We start from the raw sequence: 19780 nt of genomic DNA, 5'->3' as shown, positions 1-19780 counted from the left end.
CTATTCTTTTCATCAAAGCATATAAAATTATGCCAAAACCTTGGACAGCCTGATGAACTCAGGATCCAGAGTCTTGGTGTTGGTAGCTGCCTCCTCCAGAGGAATCTCAACTACCGTACCTGTATCTAAGCCATACATGATGCCGCTTTCGCCATTCAGGAGGCCAAGGGTCGCCTTCTCACCCAGCAGGCTGGCATTGATGCGGTCCTGCACAGTAGGAGAGCCGCCCCGCTGGATATGTCCCAGCACGGTAACACGGGTATCGATCTCGGTCTTCTCGCCTACCTGCTTGCCCAGCTCCACGGCAGAGGCAGCACCCTCGGATACAACGATAATGCTGTAACGCTTGCCAGCCTCATAGGACTCACGGATTTCAGCGCACATGCGGTCCAGATTGTACTTTGCCTCAGGAGCCAGCACATACTCCGCACCACCGGCAATGCCGGTAGTCATGGCCAGCCAGCCGGATGTCTTGCCCATTACCTCGATGAGGATGATGCGGCGATGAGCGCAGGCAGTGTCACGCAGCTTGTTGATAGCATCCACAACGGTATTGGCAGCCGTATCGGAACCAATGGTATAGTCAGTACCCCACACATCGTTTTCGATGGTACCAGGGATGCCTACCACGTTCATGCCCAGCTTGGACAGCTCCCAGGCACCTGCCAGGGAACCTGCACCGCCGATGACAATCAGCCCCTCAATGCCCCGCTTCTGGAGATTTTCCAGGGCAAGCTGGCGCTTCTCCGCCTCCATGAACTCAGGGCAGCGGGCAGTACCCAGAAAAGTACCGCCCCTCTGAATCATATCACCCACGCTGCGGGTGCTCAGCTCCTCGATCTGGTCGCGAATCAAGCCCTTGTAGCCGTTGCGCACACCCCAAATCTTGACGCCATCATGACGTGCCGTGCGAACTACGGCACGAATAGCGGCATTCATGCCCGGACAGTCATTTCCACTAGTAAGAATAGCAATGTTTTTCAGCATATATACAACCTCCACATCAATGTGCTTTCATAATAATTTATCTAACGTTATAATTCAATAGCTTTTGGCAAAATCCTGCTAAATTCACAAAAAATTTGAGAAAAAAGTTTTAGGACCGTTTACTTGTACAAACATTCCGACCTACTTCAGCCCTTCTGCCTGTCCCGCAGCTCCCGTGCCACATCACGCTTGACGGCACGCTCCTGCAAATCACGGCGCTTGTCATAGTTGTGCTTGCCGCTGGCCAGAGCCAGCTCCAGCTTTGCCCTGCCCTGCTTGAAATAAATCTTCAGGGGCACCAGGGTAAAGCCCTTTTCCCTTGTCTTGCTGAAAAGCTTCACAATCTCAGCCTTGTGCATGAGCAGCTTCCTGGGGCGGAGCTCCTCATGGTTAAAGATGTTGCCATGCTCATAAGGGCTGATGTGCATATTTTGGATAAAAATCTCACCATTTTTGATTTCGCCATAGCTGTCCTTCAGGTTTGCCCTGCCGTCCCGCAGGGATTTTACCTCGGTTCCCTGCAAAACCAGCCCCGCCTCAAAGGTTTCGTGGATGAAATAATCATGCCTTGCCTTGCGGTTTTCACAGGCAATCTTGACAGCGGCATTTTTACGTCCCATATTTATCTCCTGTCATCGTTCCTACAAATTCCAATTATCCTTACAGGTCAGGCGCACCTCAGATGCTCAGGGGATCAAAGCTGGCAATCACGTCACTGCCCTGCTTTCTCCTGCCCTTCCGCTTGCTGTGCTTGTCCTTTCCTGCCTTCTTTTCCTTCTTGTTCTTCTTGCGCCCCATGTGCCCGGCAGCATTCCTGCCGTCATCCTTCCCGGCAGCAGCCCCCTTGGCGGCAGCCTCCCTGCCGCTCTTGGCGGACTTCCTGTCCTTTTTGGCACTGCGCTTGATTTTCCGCGCCTCAGAACGGCTCATGATACCGGCGGCCTCTCCCGGGTCCCTGTCCTTGCTGCCCTGCATGTTCAAGGCACGCAGGTCGCAGTTGTCCTTCACCAGGAAGTCAAGGGAGCGTGCCTCCACATCGGCACGGGCAAGGAGTATTTCCACTGCATCCCCCAGCTGATAGCGGCGCTTGTGATGGGTGCCCACCAGGGCATACTGGCTCTCCACATAGTCATAATAATCATCCTTGAGGGTGGTCATGTGCACCAGCCCCTCCACACCGTTGTCCAGCTCCACGAAAAAGCCGAAGCTGGTAACGCTGCTGATGATGCCCTCAAAGGTATCACCCACAAACTGCTGCATGTACTCCACCTTCTTGAGGTCAGTGGTATCACGCTCTGCATTTACCGCGATGCGCTCCCGCTGGGAGGCATGGTCTGTCCGCTCTGCCAGCTTCTCCATAATCTTTTCCCGCTTTTCCTTCGGGATGGAGCCTGTCTCAAAGGACTCCCGCAGCAGGCGGTGCACCATCAGGTCAGGATAGCGGCGTATTGGCGAGGTAAAGTGTGTATAATACTGTGCCGCCAGCCCGAAATGCCCCAGGTTTTCCGCCGCGTACCTTGCCTGCTGCATGGAGCGCAGGGCAACAGTGCTGACGATTTTTTCCGCCGGGCCTCCGGCAATCTTTTCCAGTGTCACCTGCAAGTCCTTCGGCCTGATGCTGCCGTCAGCAGCCGTTCTCAGGTGCAGCCCGAAAGTATTCAAAAGCCCGTTCAGTGCCGTGACCTTGCTTTCCTCCGGCTCCTCATGGACGCGGTAAACAAAAGGCTGCTTGCGGCGGCACATGTGCTCAGCCACGGTCTCATTGGCAGCCAGCATGCACTGCTCAATGATGGACTCGCCCAGGTTGCCCACACGCTTCTTCAGTCCGACCGCCTTGCCGTTCTCATCCAGCTTCACCTTGATTTCCGGGATTTCAAAATTGATGGCACCCCGGCGGTGACGGTACTTGTACATGGCATTTCTCACATCCTGCAAATTATGCAGCAGCGGCACGATGTCCTCATTATCCCGGACAAATTCTTTATCGTTATCCACGAGGATTTTATTAACCAAGGTATAGGTCAGGCGGCGATAGACATGGATGACCACTGGCAGGATTTTGTAATCCGTCACCTTGCCCTCCGGGCTGATGTTCATCTCGCAGGCCATGGAAAGCCTGTCCACGCCAGCATTCAGGCTGCAGATACCGTTGGACAGTGCCTTTGGCAGCATAGGCACAACCCTGTCCACCAGGTAGACGCTGGTACCCCGTGCCTCCGCCTCCACATCAAGGGGCTCATGCTCACGGACATACCAGCTGACATCGGCAATATAGACACCCAGGAAAAAGCTGCCGTCATCCTTCTTTTCCACATAAACGCCATCGTCCAAATCCTTGGCATCCTCGCCATCAATGGTGACGATTTTCAGGTGCCGCCTGTCCTCCCTGCCGTTCCTGCCAATATGCTCCTCAGCATTGATGGACTGCTCCACCCCATCCGCAGCGGCCTGCACCTCAGCCGGGAAGCTCTCCGAAAGGTCATACTGGCGCATGATGGACAGGATATCCACTCCCGGCTCTCCCTTCTGGCCGATGACCTCGATAATCCTGCCCTCCGCCTTCTGCTTGCCATCAGGCCACCTGGTGACCTCCGCCACCACCTTGGAGCCGGTAATGGCATCCATGGCCTCACCCTCCGGAATGTAAATATCCGCCTTCAGGCGGGTATCATCGGGAGCCACAAAGCCAAAACGGCGGCTGGCTGAATAAATACCCACAATCCTGCTGTTGGCACGTTCCAGCACCTCCGTCACCCTGCCCTCCCGGGACTGGCTGCCGGCCGGGGCATAGGCTGGCTGCTGTGCCAGCTGCACCTGCACCGTATCGCCGTTCATGGCGGTATGAAGCTCATCCTTCGGGATAAAGATATCCGCCTGATTTTTCTGCATTCCCTCAGGAGTCACAAAGCCAAAGCCGCGGCTGTTGATGGAAATCCTGCCCTTCACCGCTTCATCAGTGTATTTCAGGGCAGCATAGCGCATATCCCTGGGTGGCTGCGCCTGCCGCACCTCCTGCCTGGCACCTTTGCTCCTGCCAGCCTTGCCAAGGCTTTTCCTGCGTATGCGCACCGCTTTTCTCTGCTGTTTCATAATCTGTCACTCCCATCTATGCATGGATTCAGCTGAAATCCATTTTAATTCGGTTTTAATTCAATTTCAATTCAATTTCAATTCAGTTCCAATCCATTTACAATTCATTTTTGCAAGAATGCACTAACACGCTGGAAAACCTCCTCACGCTGGCAGTCCAGGGTCAGAAGATGGCCTGACTTATCCAGCCATTGAAGCTCCTTCTCCTGGCTGCCTGCCCGGCGGTAGATATAGCTGGCACTCCGATAGCGCACCGTATGGTCGTTGTAGCTCTGTATCAAAAGCAGCGGCGCAGTAACACGGGGCAGCTCCTTCTTGACCACCTCAATCAGGTCAAGCACCTCATGGACAGCCCCCAGGGGCATCTCCAGATAGGAAGCGTTGCATTCCTCCGGCACATCCGGCAGCTGGCGCCGCCGCTTGGGCTGAAAACGCCCGGTGCACTTCTCCCTTGGCGGCAGCCGGTACAGCATCTTGTCCTCATGAATAAAAATCGGTGCCGCCATAGCCGCCACCCTGTGAACAGGCACGTTAGCAGCCAGCCGCAGGCTCAGAAGCCCCCCCATGGACTGTCCTACCACAGAAATCTTCTCACAGCAGCTATCCAAAAGAGCATAGCCGTCACACACAGAATCATACCAGTCCTCACGGCTCATCCTCTCCAAATCCTTGGGTGTTGTGCCATGACCTGCCAGCCGTACCCCCAGCACAGTATAGCCCAGGTCATGGAGATGACAGCCCAGAAGCAGCATTTCTGCCGGAACGCTGGTAAAACCGTGCACCAGCAGCACCCCATGGCTGCCTCCCCGATAAAAAAATGGTTCCCCTCCGCGCAAAATCATTCTCTCACCTCTTGCATACATATTCTCCTAGCCCTATTCTACCACAAAAAATAAGCGTTCTCAATTTTTATATTGAGAACGCTCAACCATTTCATTTATATGCCTCAAAATCAGAAGCTTGTCAGCTTGGCAATAAACAGGGTAAGTACGCCAAACAGCACTGCCAGCACCACAGTAACCCTTGCCAAAAGGGCATCCAGCCCCCTGGCACTGCTGCTGAAAACAGTGTCGCTGCCGCCGCCCATGCCCATACCGGCAGACTTCGGCGTCTGCATAACAACGGAGCCAATCAGCAGCAAGCCGATAATGGCATCCAGAACCATCAAAACCGTAATCATCTACGGACAACCTCCTACCTCTTAAAAACTCCCATCATCATAACACAAAGCAGGAGATATTTCAAGCAAAGTTATTTGTTAATCCACTACAGCAATCTGGATTTTGGTAGTGTTGTTGCCCTTGCTCTTGAAGCCTGCCTCGCCGGAGGAAATGCCGGAGGTAATAACGGTGGTATCACCGATTTCCACATAGCCCTCACGGAGAGCGGCAGCCACAGCAGCCGCAGCACTATCATGCTCATCATCCCAGATGCGGCCATTAATCAGCTGCACGCCCCAGTACAGATTCAGCTGGCGGGCAACCTTGGCAGTGGTGGCATAAGCCACAATATCAGCCAGAGGGCGATACTTGGACACAGCCTTGGCAGTGTAGCCGGAATGAGTAGGAGTCAGGATTGCCTTCGCCCCCAGCTCATAGGAAAGCTGTACACTGGAATGAGCGATAGCATCAGTAATGTGCTTCTGCTCCTCCACGCCGGTGTGGGCAAAACGCTTTTGATAATGGATAGTGCTCTCAGTCTTCATGGCAATCTTGCTCATGGTCTGCACAGCCTCCACCGGATAGTCACCGCTGGCAGTCTCGCCGCTGAGCATGATGGCATCAGTGCCGTCAAATACGGCATTGGCAACGTCAGAAACCTCGGCACGGGTAGGACGAGGATTGTTGGTCATGGACTCCAGCATCTGGGTGGCCACGATAACCAGCTTGCCAGCCCTGTTGCACTTGCTGATGATTTCCTTCTGGAGGAATGGCACATCCTCCGCAGGAATCTCTACGCCCAGGTCACCACGGGCTACCATGATGCCGTCAGCAGCCTCGATGATGGCATCGATATTCTTCACGCCCTCCAGGTTCTCAATCTTGGCAATAATATCCATGCCGCCCTTGTGCTTCTTGATGAGCTTCCTGATTTCCTTTACATCGCTGGCACGCTGAATGAAGGAAGCAGCCACATAGTCCATGTCATTCTCGATGCCGAAGATGATATCCTTCTCATCCTGCTCGGAAATAGGCGGCAGGCTTACAGCTACGCCAGGAGCTGCTACGCGCTTCTTGGTGCTCATCGGGCCGCTGTTCAGGATTTCCGTCACGATATCCTTGCCCTTGATTTCCTTTACGGTCAGGCCTACCAGGCCGTCAGACAGCAGGATGGTGTTACCCGGCTTTACTTCCTTGTACAAATCCTTGTGGCTGATAGGGGCATGATGCTCATCACCCGGGGTATCTGCATAGGTCAGGACGAACTCCTCGCCCTTGGTCAGCTGAACCTTGCCGTCCTTGAACGTGCCCAGGCGCATCTCAGGCCCCTTGGTGTCCAGCAGCAGTGCCACGATGCTATCGGTATGGCGTGCCGCATCGCGCACCATCTTGATGCGTCCTGCATGCTCCGCATGGTCTCCGTGGGAGAAATTAAAGCGGGCACAGTTCATGCCATTCTTAATCAATTCTTCAACCAGTCCTGGTTTTTCAGTAGCAGGTCCCATTGTACATACGATTTTTGTCTTCTTTAACATGATTATATACTCTCCTTTCGCGCTGGTGCGCTCAACGTGACTCATGCCGCAGCCCCCTCAATACAAACATTCACACTTACAGCCGCTATAACTGCGACACCCGTCACCACTCATACATTACTTATTATTTATATTGTCATAATCAAAATATATGATACTTTCCTCATTCCATGCGTATTATATATGATAAAAATAAACTTGTAAAGGAAATACAGCCATTAGGCACAAACACTTTGCATTGCCATCAATCTACTATCTATTGTACCACAATAAGAAAGTTCCTTCAATTTTCGTCATATTTATTTTTCATTGCAGGAATTTTTCTTCTTTTGACGAATTATTACATATAGCAGATACAGTAAATATAAAACAAGATTTTTTGCAGAAAGGATGATTATATATGTTCGTTGCCAATCGCATGACCAAAAATCCTATTACCGTAGAGCCCACCACCCCCGTCAATGAGGCCGCCAAGCTGATGAAAAGGAGAAATATCCGCCGCCTGCCCGTAGTGGAAAAGGGCAGCCTGGTGGGCATCATCAGCGACCGGGACATCATGCGGGTTGCCCCGTCCCCTGCCACCACCCTGTCCAAGTTCGAAATCATGAGCCTCCTGGACAAGATTACCGTGGCTGAAATCATGGCAAAGGATGTGGTTTCCCTGCCTGACACGGCTACCATCGAGGAAGCCGCCCTGGTAATGTACAACGAAAAGCTCAGCGGCCTGCCGGTAGTCAGCAGCATGGGAGCCGTAGTGGGCATCATCACCGAAACCGATGTATTCAAGACCTTCGTTGATGTAATGGGACTGGCTGACGGCAAGACCCGCATCACCCTGGATGTAGTGGACAAAATCGGCGTGGTAAAGGAGCTGGCCGGCATCATCGCCGACGCAGGCTTCAACATCGACAGCATGGTCACCTGCAAGCAGGCATCCCTGGCAGGCCACTTTGAAATCGTCATCCGGGTGGATGCCGACAATGTAGAGGAAATCACCGCCAAAATTGAGGAAAAAGGATATAACGTTGTCCATGTGGCCAAAATCGGCTGATTTCATCTGTACTTACATCGTAACATACTTACAAAAAAAATTCCCTGAAAGCAGATAAACATCCGCTTTCAGGGAATTTTTATTCATATGTTGCGTATGGACATCAGCCGCCCAGGTATGCCTTCCTGACATCCTCGCTGGCGGCCAGCTCCTTGGCATCGCCACTGAGGGTGATACGGCCTGTCTCCAGCACATAGGCACGATGGGCAATAGACAATGCCATGTTGGCATTCTGCTCTACCAAAAGCACCGTAGTGCCAGCCTTGTTGATATCCTGAATGATAGCAAAAATCTCCTTGATAAGTAGCGGCGCCAGTCCCATGGACGGCTCATCCAGCAGCAGCAGCCGCGGACGGCTCATGAGGGCGCGCCCCATGGCAAGCATCTGCTGCTCGCCGCCTGACAAGGTGCCTGCCAGCTGGCTGATGCGCTCCTTCAGCCGTGGGAAGCGGTTAAACACCATCTCCATATCTTCCTTGATGCCATCCTTGTCCTTCCGGGTAAAAGCCCCCAGCTCAAGGTTTTCCAGCACTGTCATCTCCGCAAAAATCCGCCGTCCCTCCGGCACCTGGGAAATGCCGCACTTCACTATCTCATGGGCAGGCAGCCCGGCAATATCCCTGCCCTCAAACTCAATGCTGCCCCCCTTGGGCTTCAAAAGGCCGGAAATGGTGCGCAGGATAGTAGACTTGCCTGCACCATTGGCACCGATCAGGGTAACGATTTCCCCCTCGTTGACCTCCAGGGAAGCACCCTTGATGGCGTGAATTGCCCCATAAAAGACATTGATGTCATTAATCTTTAGCATAGTTCCCATTGTTCCATCAAGCCTCCCCGCCCAAATATGCCCTGATAACCTCAGGATTGCGCTGAATTTCCTGTGGCGTGCCGGTGGCGATAATCATGCCGTACTCCAGCACATAAATCCGCTCGCAGATGCCCATGACCAGGCTCATGTCATGCTCAATCAACAGCACCGTCAGGCCAAATTCCTTCCGTATCCAGCTGATCATCTCCATCAGTTCCCTGGTCTCCTGGGGATTCATGCCGGCCGCCGGCTCATCCAGAAGCAAAAGCTTCGGCTTGGCCGCCAAAGCACGGGCAATCTCCAGGCGGCGCTGAGCGCCATAAGGCAGGTTCTTGGCCTGCTCATCCGCCTTGCCGTCCAGCTTGAAGATTTTCAAAAGCTTCAGGCTTTCCTCCTCAATCTGCTTTTCCTCCCCAAAATACCTGCCTACACGGAAAACAGACTCCGCCAGGCCGTACTTCACATGGGAATGAAAGGCAATCTTTACATTGTCCAGCACGCTCAGCTCAGAAAACAGGCGAATATTCTGGAAGGTACGGGCCACGCCCCGCTGGGTAATCTCATAAGGCTTCCTGCCCACAATACTCTTGCCATTAAACTCGATATTTCCGGTAGTAGGCTGGTACACACCGGTAATCAGGTTGAATGCCGTAGTCTTGCCTGCACCATTAGGGCCAATCAGCCCCACCAGCTCACCCTTATTAATGTAAAAATCAAAATCAGAAACAGCCTTCAAGCCGCCAAACACGATGGAGACATTTTCAGCCTTCAGCAAAGCCTCGCTCATGATTCACGCCCCCTTTTGAAAATCCGGCGGAAGATACCCATGCTGGTAACCTCCATGTAGCCAAACAATCCCTGAGGACGATAGAACATCAGCAAAATCAGCGCCAGGGCATAAATAATCATGCGGAACTCCGGCCATGCTGCCAAAGCCGCCGAAATAAAGGTCACCACAAAGGCACCGGCAATGGAGCCGGTAATGGAGCCAAGGCCGCCCATAACTACCATAATCAGGTAGTTGAAGGACGCCAGGAAGGTAAAGGAGCCCGGATTGATGATGTAGAAATTATGGGCAAAGAGGCCTCCTGCCACACCGGCAAAGGCGGCACCGATAGTAAACGCCATTACCTTGTACTTGGTGGTGTTGATGCCCATAGCCTCCGCCGCAATCTCATTTTCGCGGATAGCGATGCAGGCACGTCCGTGGGAGGAATTAACAAAATTTTTGATAAAGAACAGGGTAAAGAGCATCACCATAAATACCCAGGCAAAATTGGTGTGATGGATAATGCCCTTGAAGCCTGCGGCGCCCCCCACATAATCCATGTTCATTATCACGATGCGGATAATCTCACCCAGGCCCAGGGTGGCAATCGCCAGATAGTCACCTCTGAGGCGCAGGGTAGGCAAACCAATCAGAAAGCCCAGAATACCAGCCAGCACGGCACCGGCCAGCAGGGCTGCGATAAACGGCAGGTGGAAGTAAGAGGTCATCACCACGCCGGTATAGGCGCCTACCGCCATAAAGCCCGCATGTCCCAGGGAAAACTGCCCCGTATAGCCGTTAATCAAATTCAGGCTGGCAGCCATAATCACGTTGATGCCGATAACAATCAGATTCAGTTCCCAGAAGGAGCTGAGGACACGGGTACTAATCAATGCCTGCAGCACAGCAAACAGCACCAGTGACAGGCCCAGCATAATTAAATCATTTTTACGCATTAAGTTCATATCCTGTCACCTACACTTTCTCACGGGTATTCTTGCCAAACAAGCCCGATGGCTTGAACAGCAGCACCAGAATCAAAATCGCAAAGGCTGCCGCATCACGGAAGGTGGAGGAAATAAATCCGGACACCAGCGCCTCAATCACGCCCAGGATGATGCCGCCTGCCACAGCACCCGGCAGGATGCCGATACCGCCCAGCACCGCCGCCACAAAGGCCTTCAGGCCCGGCATGATGCCCATCAGCGGGTCAATGGAGTTATAATACACACCTACCAGCACACCGGCAGCAGCCGCCAGGGCAGAGCCGATGCAGAAGGTAAAGGAGATTACCCTGTCCGCATTGATGCCCATGAGCTGTGCCGTCTCCACGTCAAAAGAAGCGGCCCGCATGGCCTTGCCCAGCTTGGTCTTCTGGACAATGTAGGTCAGCACCAGCATCAGTACCAGAGTAATGCCCATAATCAGCATCTGCTGGCCGTTAATGATAAACGGCCCCACGTTGAAGGCAATGCTTGGCATAACCTCCGGGAAGGTCCTCGGTGTAGGGGTAACAAAATACATAGTGGCATACTCCAAAAAGAAGGACACGCCGATGGCGGTAATCAGCACCGAAATACGGGGCGCATGGCGCAGTGGCTTGTATGCCAACCGCTCCACCAGCATACCCAAAAGGGCTGTCACCACCATGGAAATCAGCAGCGCCGGTACAATGGACAGCCCGGTAACGGTCACGGCAAAAAAGCCGATATAGGCGCCAACCATGTAAATATCACCATGGGCGAAGTTTATCAGCTTGATAATGCCATAAATCATAGTATAGCCCAACGCAATCAGTGCATAAATGCTGCCCAGGGAGACACCATTTATCAGCTGTTGGACAAACTGATGAGAAAATTCCATAAAAATTCCTCCGCGAAACTTAATTAAGCAAATCAATCTAATTAAGCAAATTAATTTTAAAAATATAAAGTAAATAATATCCTAAAAACTGAGAAAAGAGGTCACAGGAAGTGCTTACGCCGCACTAAACGTGACCTCTCAACTGTCATTAATCAATCAGCCGCAAAGCTGATTATGCTGCAAGTCAATCAGCCGCAAAGCCGATTCTGCCGCAAGTTATTTGCTGCAAATTATTTGCTTGGAGCAATCCTGCCCTTGAACACATACTTGCCATCAACGTTCTGGATAATGATAGCATCCTTAATCGGGTTATGGGTTGCAGAGTCCATGGTAATCTTGGCGGTAGCAACCTGCAGATCCTTGGTCTCCTCAAGAGCCTTGCGGATAGCCTCAGGATCATCACTGCCAGCGCGCTTCAGGGCATCTACCAGCAGCTTGCCGGCATCGTAGCCCAGAGCTGCGAATACGTTAGGTGCATGACCATACTCCTTGCTGAAGGCATCAATAAAGCTCTTGGCACCCGGGTCCTCTGCAAAGTAGTGGGTGGAGAAGAAGGTGTTGTTCAGAGCGGCAGCACCGGCAATGTCGGCAACCTTCGGGTCATCCCAGCCGTCAGTGCCCAGCATAGCGGAGGTAATGCCGATCTCGCGAGCCTGCTTTACAATCTTGCCCACTTCCTCATAATAAGCAGGAACGAAGATTACATCTGCATTGGCGCCCTTAATCTTGGTGAGGGCAGCCTTGAAGTCCTGATCCTTGGCCAGGAAGGCCTCCTCCATGACTACCTTGCCACCGGCAGCCTCAAAGGTCTCCTTGAACACCTTGCCCAGGCTCTTGGAGTAGTCGGAGCTGGAATCGATGTACAGAACTGCGGTCTTTGCCTTCAGCTCCTGAGTAGCAAACTGAGCCATTACGGTACCCTGCTGCGGGTCAATGAAGCAGCTGCGGAAAATGAAAGGCTTAACCTGACCGTTCTCAACGGTTACATCAGGGTTGGTAGCTGCAAAGCCAATTACAGGAACTTTATTGTCAGTAGCCACCTGGGACTCTGCGATAACGTTGGCAGTTACGGCAGGGCCAACAATAACCTTTACTTTATCATCAGAAATCAGCTTGGTTGCCGCATTTACGGCCTCGGCAGCCTCGGACTTGGTATCAGCCTCCACCAGGGTAATCTGCTTGCCGTTGATGCCGCCAGCATCATTGGCCTCCTTGATAGCCAGCTTCAGGCCCTCAAGTCCGGCCTTGCCGTAATTGGCCTGATTACCGGTCATCTCAATGTTGGCACCAACCTTGATGGTATCACCGGAGCCTGCATCGCTGCCACAGCCGGCAAACACGCTGCCCAGCATGGCAACACCCAAAAACGCACTTGCCAGACGAAGCTTTTTGCTAAAAAACATATTCATTCCTCCTATTATTAGTCATTTTCAGTGGAAAAGTATACTTTTTCATGTTTTTATCCATTTCAGATACTTTTCAGCCGCTGTACGCTAATGAAACTATTATAGTTTACATGTTTACAACTGTCAATACATTATTGTTTGTATTCAATGTACAGTTATGTGCAGATAACCTATCTATATCTGACCAAACACTCAGCAGCTGCCAATCAAGACATTTTTCCCTTCAAAGGCAAAGCCATACTTCCTGATGCGATTGGCAGCAATTCCCTTCGCTTCCAAGGCGGCAGCATACTGCTTTTCCTCAATCTGCTGCAGGGCGGACTGAACTGTTTCCTCCAAAGATTTCTCACCATATTTATCAAAAACCTTAAATTCCAAGATGATAGCGGCATCCACATCAGCATGCCTTGGCTCCAGCATAACATCATATCTGCCATAGCCGCTTTCCCGATTGGAGGTAATCACATACCTGTCCTTTAAATCCACCATCAGCCCCAGCACAAACCCATGATAAAAACGTTCCGGCTCTGTTTCCTCTGACGGATGCCGCCCGGCATCAAAGCTGCTGAATGTATACAACGCTATCCTGTTCATATAGTCATTCATTGCCTGTACATTGCCCTGCAGCATATACCTGATAAACTCATTATAGTATTCTTCACCACGCCGCCTGAACCATCTGCTCACCAGTCTTTCAAACATAATCCTGGTTTCCTTGTTGGTAATCCGCAGCCTGCAAAGAAAATGCCCTTCCTCCAGCAGCTTTATCTTTTCCCCGGTAAGATAGCCACTGGCCAAAAACAACGACCAGACAGAGGATATACTGTCATTTAAATCCACAAAAACTACCTGATCCTCTATCTCCGCTTCAAGGCTGTTCCCCTGCAGCAACACCTCAAACTGCTTTTTCAGCTCCGCCGAGCCGGACTGCAGCAGCTGGCTTACCAGTCCATTGCCGCTGCTATTTGCCCAATAGCATTCCAGCCTGCCCTTCCTGTCCAGATAATTGATTATTGACCATGTATTATATATGTCATGGTGACTGCCAATGGTGAAGCCATCATACCACTGCTTCACGATAGCCTTGTCTGCCAGCCCGTATTCGTCCATAGCAGCAAACACTTCCTGCTCCGTAAAGCCAAAGGCATCAGCATAATCATCGGACTGCACGGTGACAATCACCAGATGATTTAAATCCGAAAAAATTGATTCCTTGGCCACCCTGGTAATACCTGTCATCAGGGCCCGTTCCATATTTTCGTTGGTCTTAAAGGTAGCATTGAAAAACTGCCGCATAAAGCCTGACAGCTCCGCCCAATATCCCCCTGCAAAGGCCTCATGCATAGGCGTATCATACTCGTCCAGCAGAATAATAACCTTCTTGCCATAATACTGCCGCAGCCATTTGGATAATTTATGCAGGGCAACTGCAATATTCCCCTCCTCCCAGCGAATTTTCCGATAAAACTCCCTATCTGAGTCATCCATAAAATCCACATCATCCTTGATGAGAAAATCATAATCCTTGAAAATGTCCGCAACAAGCATCCTCATGCTCTGCATCATATCCGCATAATTATCCGCTTTCTGCCCGGCAAAACTAACAAATATCACAGGATATGTGCCCTGCAGCCTACGCATGGCTTCATCCTGCCATACCTTCAGCCCGCCAAACAGCTCAGCACCCCTGCCCTGGTACTCCACAGAAAAAAATGCCCGCATCATGCTCATATTCAATGTCTTGCCAAAACGTCGCGGCCGCATGACAGCCGTGGTATTGTCCGCACCACGCCACCAATCAGCAATAAAGCCTGTTTTATCGATATAAAAGTAATCGTTTTCCCGAATCTTGACAAAATCCTGCTCACCAACAGCTATCGCCCTTGCCATTAGCGTCACCCGCCTTCCTATCAGCCAGATATTTCACACAAATCCATTATATCACAAAACGCACATCCATATAGAATGTGCGTCTAAAAATCACTGCAACAGGCTCAGTACCCCACTTGGTGTCTGATTTGCCTGAGCCAGCATGGACTGGGATGCCTGCTGCAGTATATTGTATTTGGCATACTCCATCATGGTTTTCGCCATATCCGCATCCCGGATAACTGACTCTGCCGCCGTGGTATTTTCATTGCCAATAACCAGATTGGCTTCCGTTTCCTGCAAACGTGCCTGATAAGCACCAATACGGGTATTTTCATCAAGAGCATGCCGAATAGCGGTATCTATCTTGCCAATAGCATTGACAGCCTTGTGCCGGGTAGTCAGCTGCAAATCTGCAATCCCCAGCTTCCTGGTATGCATATCATTAATGAAAAACCGAGTATTGTCAGAAGCTCGCTGACCGGACTGAATAACCAGGCCAGGGAACTGATGCGCACCACTGCCTGCCGTATCGTCCCCCTCCAAGGACATCACCTCTGATACGATTGAACCTTTGTCATAAAACAGCCAGTCATAATTGGTGATTGTGCCATAATTCGCATCATAATTGTTGCCAACCTCGCGAGTGAGATAACAGGAACCGTCGGCAGCATCATAGGACAGGCGCATATTGTGGGTCCATCCCCAGGGATAGCCCAGATACGCCTCTCCTGCCACATTCTGCGTATAACCGGACCCATTGTTGTTATTGGCCGCAGTTACGCCATCATAAAAGGCCTTGGCCAGCCCCTGGGCATCATTTACATCCTTGATACCGATAACATATTGATAGGAGTTTAAGGCATCCGTGCCGTGCGCCCAAACCTCCGCAAATTCCACCGAAGACTCGCCAACGGATTTCGTGGCATCAAAAATAATGTTCACAAAGGATTCACACGCCGTACAGCCTATGGCAAAGCCCTGCCCATCAAAACTCTGGGGATAAGACACAGCTCCCCCTGACACTGTTGCCGCAGAAAAATCCACCTTCAACTTGCCGTCAGCCTTGGCATCCCTGGCAGTATCGGTAGCGGTGAAGCTATGCGTGGCTGTCAGCTCCTTCCAATCCGACGAATCCGGCGGGTCATAATAGCCAAAGATATTGCCGCCACCAGCTGCCATGGTAGAACCCACAACAGAAAAAGCACCCAGCAGATTTGTCACCGTGTTTTGACGAATTTTGCTATCCCTGCCATCTGCCACAATGGCTGACTGAGCATGGGGCTTTATTTGTTTGTAGTCACCATTGAGCAAATATTTGCCATTATAGTTGGTCTGAGCAGCTATATCGTCAATCTGATTCAACCTCTGGTCAACTTCTTTTTGGATAATTGCCCTATCCTTGTCCGTATTGGTATCATTAGCAGCATTAATCGCCTTTTCCTTTATATAGCGCAGGTTTTCAATAATCTCCTGAATACCGCCCTCTGCAATGGCCATCATACTGCGCCCTGTCTGCATATTCTCGATATTCTGCGATAATGCCCGCAGCTGCACACACATTTTTTCCGATATGCTGTAGCCTGAGGCATCATCCCCGGCTGAATTTATCCTCATGCCCGAAGCAGCCTTTTTCGCCGCCTTGCCCAGCTTATTGTTATTGCGGTTAAGCCTATTTAAGGCAAACATCGCTGCCATGTTATTGTTTATTTTCATCGCAAGCCCTCCCCTGCAGGGTTTACAACACAAAACTTTACAAAAAGATCCTTAAAAGCATCTAGATTATTTATGCGCACGCAAATAGCCGGCTGTGGTTGACGAATAATTTGCATGCTCCACATAATACTGCTCATCCTCCGGCAAATTATTTTTATCCAGATACCAAGGCAAATGCCTTATCATCAGATTGCCGGTAGTGCGAATAGACTTCATCATTCTATAGGAACATCTTGGCCTATGAAGTGCAAATGTAGTATCTACATGAGCAAACCATACATCCTTTTCCAGTGGAATTTGATAAAACTTTGCTTCACTATCACGCACATTTTCACGATCCAGCGTAATATCATCAGTAACAATCCCCAAGCCTGCCTTATCAATATCCGGATACCTGAATAGCAGCTCCGCCAATTGCCTCACCACATCATGCGGACAAGCTTCTACCGGCACAACATCCGAGTCAGTATATACGAACATATTATCTATACCAAATCTATAAAGTATATCTGCCTCCCACAGGGCAATATGCCCCATATTGGCTAACCGCACCACATCAACCCGCGCATCCTGCTCTATCCAAGCATAGTATTCCAGCAAAGGCTTATAGCTGGAACCATTATCCAGAATATAAATCCGTCTATAGCCAGCATCCAAAAGCCACGCCAAAAGCTGCTTCAGACAGCCCAGACGATCCCGTGAGTTAATTATAATAGGTACATCACGCCAGCTATCACCAGTCGGTACCTTCACATCAGCCTTGCGCAATCCATAATAAAGATGCTGCAAATAATCTATTGCCAAGCCAGCTTTAGTCCTTGAAGCCAAAAAGGCATCCACCAATGCCAAGTTTATGGCAGCTTCCGGATGGCTTGGGTGCTTTGCCAATATCTCCAGGAATTTTTCCCGCCCCTGCTCATACTGCCCCTGATGACAGAGCAGGCTGCCGAAAAACAAAGCAGCTTCATCATCGACACAAATACTCTCACAAAACCGACTTAGAAACGCAATCGCCTGATCATAATCCTCCATATTATGACAAAGCCTTGCTCCCAAGGCAAAATACTCATAGCTAAAGCCACAGGCAAAAGTTTCCACAAACCTGCCATATACATTAAGACACTCGATACTTTTGCCGGAATTGCCCACACGCAAATAGTAAACCGCAGCATAAAGAAGAACATGATGCCCCGCCAGCATAAACTTATATTTATCATCCTTACAGGCGCACAAATCATCAACGGACTGCAGCAGGCAATCTGCCATCTTCAGGGCATCACACTCCCGCTGAGCCTCCTTGTAAAGCTCTGAAAAAATAATCAATTTAGCCATATTAGTCACATTTGCCAAAACACTTCTCCTAAACTAAAATAAAACTTTAAACGTAAGCAATAGGTATTACAACAGGCTCAATCCCCCATTAGGTTTTACAGATTTTTAGGTTTCCAGCTTCATATTAATGAGATTTTCCAGCAAGGAAGCTGCTTCAAAAAACAGCCCCGGTGCCAATATAGCCGCACGATTCTCTTGTAAAAACTCATTTAAATCCTTTACTGCCTGCATAACGTGGACAAAATCCCGCGCCCTGTCTTCACGCTCCTGCTGCAGCCAGCCCTCAAACAAGCCTGCCACCTCATCCACCTTCTGGCGCACCAGTTGTCTCTGCCGCTCACGGGGTGGCACCGCAAAATCATCATCTGCCTGTTGCAGCATTCCCTTGGCAAAACCGGTAACAGCAACACAACCACTGTACAAATCCATAATCTGTACATCTCTCATATATGATGCCACCATCTTTGCATAATCTTGATTGCACATAACAATACATGGGCTATCCATGCATATTGCTGGGAAAATATTCGCCAGCACACCATCCATATCAATATCATTATCCATGCTGCCCGTACCAGAGCTGTGCCTCTTTAAAAGTTCTTGCATATCCAATACCAGCAGTTCACCAATAAAATGAGGCAAAGGAGATGCAAATACATCATGCTCGCTGACAATCATCTTCTTTGCAGGGCGTTCTGAAGGCTTTTCCATAGTTCTGCCTGTCACGGATGGCAAATAGCCAAAAAGCTCCGTAGCTGCTTCACAGAATTCATCCCCGTTCTGTCCGCCTACATACAAAATATCTCTTGCAGCAGGAACATACAGGAGCTTTTGCAACACCATCAGCAACAAGATAACCGTATGCAACTCATAATCCCCGCCAAAAATCTTGTTCGCCAATGGAGCAATAGACTTAATGAATGAATCAGGTTCTGCAATGGTTCCATAATCATCATTATCAAAATCCTGCAAAATACTGCACGTTGAATGATTAAGGCAGTTATCCGAAACATCCAGCAATGTAGCCTTTCTTCGTCCCCCCTCACTAAGGAAAACAGTCTTGGCATCACACTCCAGCTGCAATGTCAGCCTATCATAACCATACAGCAAATGCCTTAGCCTGCGTGCCAGCTTTTCATAGTCAAAGTTCCGCCTGCCATACTCAAGGGCATTAAGACAGCCTTTCTCCAACATATCAGGTGAAGAAAACAAGATTCTAAAACAATCAGCCAATGCCGATATATCCTTGCAGGGATATATCATACCGCAATTTCCATAATCCGTTGCATCATCCGCCCCATCAATATCGGATGTCACAATATAATCGCCAGCATACAGAGCCTCTGCTATAACATTAGGCGTTCCCCCTTCCCATTCTGATGTCAGGGCGAAAATTTTTGCCCTGCGATACCAATCATACAACACAGCCTTATCTTTTACCATGCCGGGGAGTATTACCCTGCCCTGCAAGAAGGGATGCTCAGCCAGAAACGCCTCTATCCACACTCCAAATTCCTCAGTTTGACCGCCTATCAATGCCAGCTGCCAGCTTGGATATTTCTCTGCCACCAGTGCAAAGGCTTCCAGCAAGTCCTCACTGCGCTTCTGCCGTGTTCCCAGCCTGCCCACTGTAATAATAAGGTCTTCCTTTTGCGTAAAATCAGGCTCCCTATATACCCCCAGAAAGTCATAAAAACCATTGGGAATATAATCTATGCGGTGAGGCCACTTGGCTCCCAGCCACCTGTGTATCTTGCGGCAGCTTGCCCCCACCACATCACACTGGGAGAGAAAATAACACAATTCATCTGTCAGTGGAATCCTGTCCACCCAATGGTTATTGGCATCCGTTTCCAGATAAACCTTCCCATCAGGCCGGAGCTGCTTATAAATATCAACCAATGGATAAAAGAAGGGAAACGTGCCATGCAATATAAGCAAATCTATATCAGCACTATGCTGCCTGATATAAGCTATACTGTTTTCCAGCTTCGGCTCCGACAGACAGACCATTTCCACCCCCGGCACTTCAGCCAGGGCAGGATATTCCACATTTTCCCGTCCTCCGACCATGACAGCCCTATCACCGTACAATTTGTGAAAAATATAGAGCAACATACCACAATTCTTCGTTATCTGCTGATTATCCCAGCCTTCACCGGCAGCAAAAGCAAAAACACCTGCCATATTTACC

Annotated in this window: 16 protein-coding genes; 1 reads left to right on the top strand and 15 read right to left on the bottom strand. The window is 50.2% G+C overall.

What is annotated here, in order from left to right; translation table 11 throughout:
- Window positions 1-27: 27 nt before the first annotated feature.
- From pfkA to pyk, 6 genes are all read right to left on the bottom strand, one after another.
- The gene (pfkA, locus tag FYJ84_RS02555; protein ID WP_154405812.1) at window positions 28-987 is read right to left on the bottom strand and encodes a 6-phosphofructokinase; all 960 of its coding nucleotides are present in this window, start codon (window positions 985-987) and stop codon (window positions 28-30) included.
- A gap of 146 nt (window positions 988-1133) precedes the next feature.
- Window positions 1134-1607, bottom strand: coding sequence for an SsrA-binding protein SmpB (gene smpB, locus FYJ84_RS02550; RefSeq protein WP_154405809.1), 474 nt, complete (start codon window positions 1605-1607; stop codon window positions 1134-1136).
- Window positions 1608-1665: 58 nt separating this feature from the next.
- Window positions 1666-4077 carry a ribonuclease R gene (rnr, locus tag FYJ84_RS02545; RefSeq protein ID WP_154405807.1) on the bottom strand — a complete coding sequence of 804 codons (2412 nt, stop codon included), beginning with the start codon at window positions 4075-4077 and terminating at the stop codon, window positions 1666-1668.
- A 104-nt stretch (window positions 4078-4181) separates the two neighbouring features.
- Window positions 4182-4919 (bottom strand): alpha/beta hydrolase, encoded by a 738-nt coding sequence (locus tag FYJ84_RS02540; protein ID WP_154405805.1) that lies wholly within the window; start codon window positions 4917-4919, stop codon window positions 4182-4184.
- A 110-nt stretch (window positions 4920-5029) separates the two neighbouring features.
- Window positions 5030-5257, bottom strand: coding sequence for a preprotein translocase subunit SecG (secG, locus tag FYJ84_RS02535; protein ID WP_154405803.1), 228 nt, complete (start codon window positions 5255-5257; stop codon window positions 5030-5032).
- A 78-nt stretch (window positions 5258-5335) separates the two neighbouring features.
- A complete protein-coding gene (gene pyk, locus FYJ84_RS02530; RefSeq protein ID WP_154405910.1) occupies window positions 5336-6772 on the bottom strand; it encodes a pyruvate kinase in 1437 nt (478 codons plus the stop codon).
- A gap of 400 nt (window positions 6773-7172) precedes the next feature.
- Here pyk and FYJ84_RS02525 point away from each other — a divergent pair, with 400 nt between their 5' ends.
- Window positions 7173-7823 carry a CBS domain-containing protein gene (locus tag FYJ84_RS02525; RefSeq protein ID WP_154405801.1) on the top strand — a complete coding sequence of 217 codons (651 nt, stop codon included), beginning with the start codon at window positions 7173-7175 and terminating at the stop codon, window positions 7821-7823.
- A gap of 103 nt (window positions 7824-7926) precedes the next feature.
- Here the strand turns inward: FYJ84_RS02525 and FYJ84_RS02520 are convergent, their stop codons facing one another.
- The 9 genes from FYJ84_RS02520 to FYJ84_RS02480 form a co-directional block, all read right to left on the bottom strand.
- Window positions 7927-8631, bottom strand: coding sequence for an ABC transporter ATP-binding protein (locus tag FYJ84_RS02520; protein ID WP_154405908.1), 705 nt, complete (start codon window positions 8629-8631; stop codon window positions 7927-7929).
- A gap of 16 nt (window positions 8632-8647) precedes the next feature.
- On the bottom strand, window positions 8648-9418 hold the full coding sequence (locus FYJ84_RS02515) for an ABC transporter ATP-binding protein (protein ID WP_154405799.1): 771 nt from the start codon (window positions 9416-9418) through the stop codon (window positions 8648-8650).
- Entirely contained in the window at window positions 9415-10365 is a 951-nt protein-coding gene (locus FYJ84_RS02510) for a branched-chain amino acid ABC transporter permease (RefSeq protein WP_154405797.1), read from the bottom strand. Before FYJ84_RS02510 ends, FYJ84_RS02515 begins: the two co-directional genes overlap by 4 nt.
- A gap of 10 nt (window positions 10366-10375) precedes the next feature.
- Window positions 10376-11263 carry a branched-chain amino acid ABC transporter permease gene (locus tag FYJ84_RS02505; RefSeq protein ID WP_154405795.1) on the bottom strand — a complete coding sequence of 296 codons (888 nt, stop codon included), beginning with the start codon at window positions 11261-11263 and terminating at the stop codon, window positions 10376-10378.
- A 230-nt stretch (window positions 11264-11493) separates the two neighbouring features.
- Window positions 11494-12666, bottom strand: coding sequence for an ABC transporter substrate-binding protein (locus tag FYJ84_RS02500; RefSeq protein ID WP_154405793.1), 1173 nt, complete (start codon window positions 12664-12666; stop codon window positions 11494-11496).
- A 195-nt stretch (window positions 12667-12861) separates the two neighbouring features.
- Window positions 12862-14559, bottom strand: a complete 1698-nt coding sequence (locus FYJ84_RS02495; protein WP_154405791.1) for an AAA family ATPase — start codon at window positions 14557-14559, stop codon at window positions 12862-12864.
- A 90-nt stretch (window positions 14560-14649) separates the two neighbouring features.
- On the bottom strand, window positions 14650-16254 hold the full coding sequence (locus tag FYJ84_RS14865) for a flagellin N-terminal helical domain-containing protein (protein ID WP_154405789.1): 1605 nt from the start codon (window positions 16252-16254) through the stop codon (window positions 14650-14652).
- A 66-nt stretch (window positions 16255-16320) separates the two neighbouring features.
- Window positions 16321-17604 carry a tetratricopeptide repeat protein gene (locus FYJ84_RS02485; protein ID WP_154405787.1) on the bottom strand — a complete coding sequence of 428 codons (1284 nt, stop codon included), beginning with the start codon at window positions 17602-17604 and terminating at the stop codon, window positions 16321-16323.
- Window positions 17605-17691: 87 nt separating this feature from the next.
- Window positions 17692-19773: a glycosyltransferase family 4 protein gene (locus FYJ84_RS02480; RefSeq protein WP_205764063.1), complete on the bottom strand. Its 2082-nt coding sequence runs from the start codon at window positions 19771-19773 to the stop codon at window positions 17692-17694.
- Window positions 19774-19780: the final 7 nt, after the last annotated feature.

The organism is Anaerovibrio slackiae, assembly GCF_009695585.1.
In the GTDB taxonomy this organism is placed as follows: domain Bacteria; phylum Bacillota; class Negativicutes; order Selenomonadales; family Selenomonadaceae; genus Anaerovibrio; species Anaerovibrio slackiae.
This window is presented reverse-complemented; position numbering and strand designations above follow the sequence as displayed.

Bases quoted from the DNA above. Each gene is read 5' to 3' on its own strand.
- pfkA (WP_154405812.1), bottom strand. From the start codon at position 987: ATGCTGAAAAACATTGCTATTCTTACTAGTGGAAATGACTGTCCGGGC.
- smpB (WP_154405809.1), bottom strand. From the start codon at position 1,607: ATGGGACGTAAAAATGCCGCTGTCAAGATTGCCTGTGAAAACCGCAAG.
- rnr (WP_154405807.1), bottom strand. From the start codon at position 4,077: ATGAAACAGCAGAGAAAAGCGGTGCGCATACGCAGGAAAAGCCTTGGC.
- FYJ84_RS02540 (WP_154405805.1), bottom strand. From the start codon at position 4,919: ATGATTTTGCGCGGAGGGGAACCATTTTTTTATCGGGGAGGCAGCCAT.
- secG (WP_154405803.1), bottom strand. From the start codon at position 5,257: ATGATTACGGTTTTGATGGTTCTGGATGCCATTATCGGCTTGCTGCTG.
- pyk (WP_154405910.1), bottom strand. From the start codon at position 6,772: ATGTTAAAGAAGACAAAAATCGTATGTACAATGGGACCTGCTACTGAA.
- FYJ84_RS02525 (WP_154405801.1), top strand. From the start codon at position 7,173: ATGTTCGTTGCCAATCGCATGACCAAAAATCCTATTACCGTAGAGCCC.
- FYJ84_RS02520 (WP_154405908.1), bottom strand. From the start codon at position 8,631: ATGCTAAAGATTAATGACATCAATGTCTTTTATGGGGCAATTCACGCC.
- FYJ84_RS02515 (WP_154405799.1), bottom strand. From the start codon at position 9,418: ATGAGCGAGGCTTTGCTGAAGGCTGAAAATGTCTCCATCGTGTTTGGC.
- FYJ84_RS02510 (WP_154405797.1), bottom strand. From the start codon at position 10,365: ATGAACTTAATGCGTAAAAATGATTTAATTATGCTGGGCCTGTCACTG.
- FYJ84_RS02505 (WP_154405795.1), bottom strand. From the start codon at position 11,263: ATGGAATTTTCTCATCAGTTTGTCCAACAGCTGATAAATGGTGTCTCC.
- FYJ84_RS02500 (WP_154405793.1), bottom strand. From the start codon at position 12,666: ATGTTTTTTAGCAAAAAGCTTCGTCTGGCAAGTGCGTTTTTGGGTGTT.
- FYJ84_RS02495 (WP_154405791.1), bottom strand. From the start codon at position 14,559: ATGGCAAGGGCGATAGCTGTTGGTGAGCAGGATTTTGTCAAGATTCGG.
- FYJ84_RS14865 (WP_154405789.1), bottom strand. From the start codon at position 16,254: ATGAAAATAAACAATAACATGGCAGCGATGTTTGCCTTAAATAGGCTT.
- FYJ84_RS02480 (WP_205764063.1), bottom strand. From the start codon at position 19,773: ATGGCAGGTGTTTTTGCTTTTGCTGCCGGTGAAGGCTGGGATAATCAG.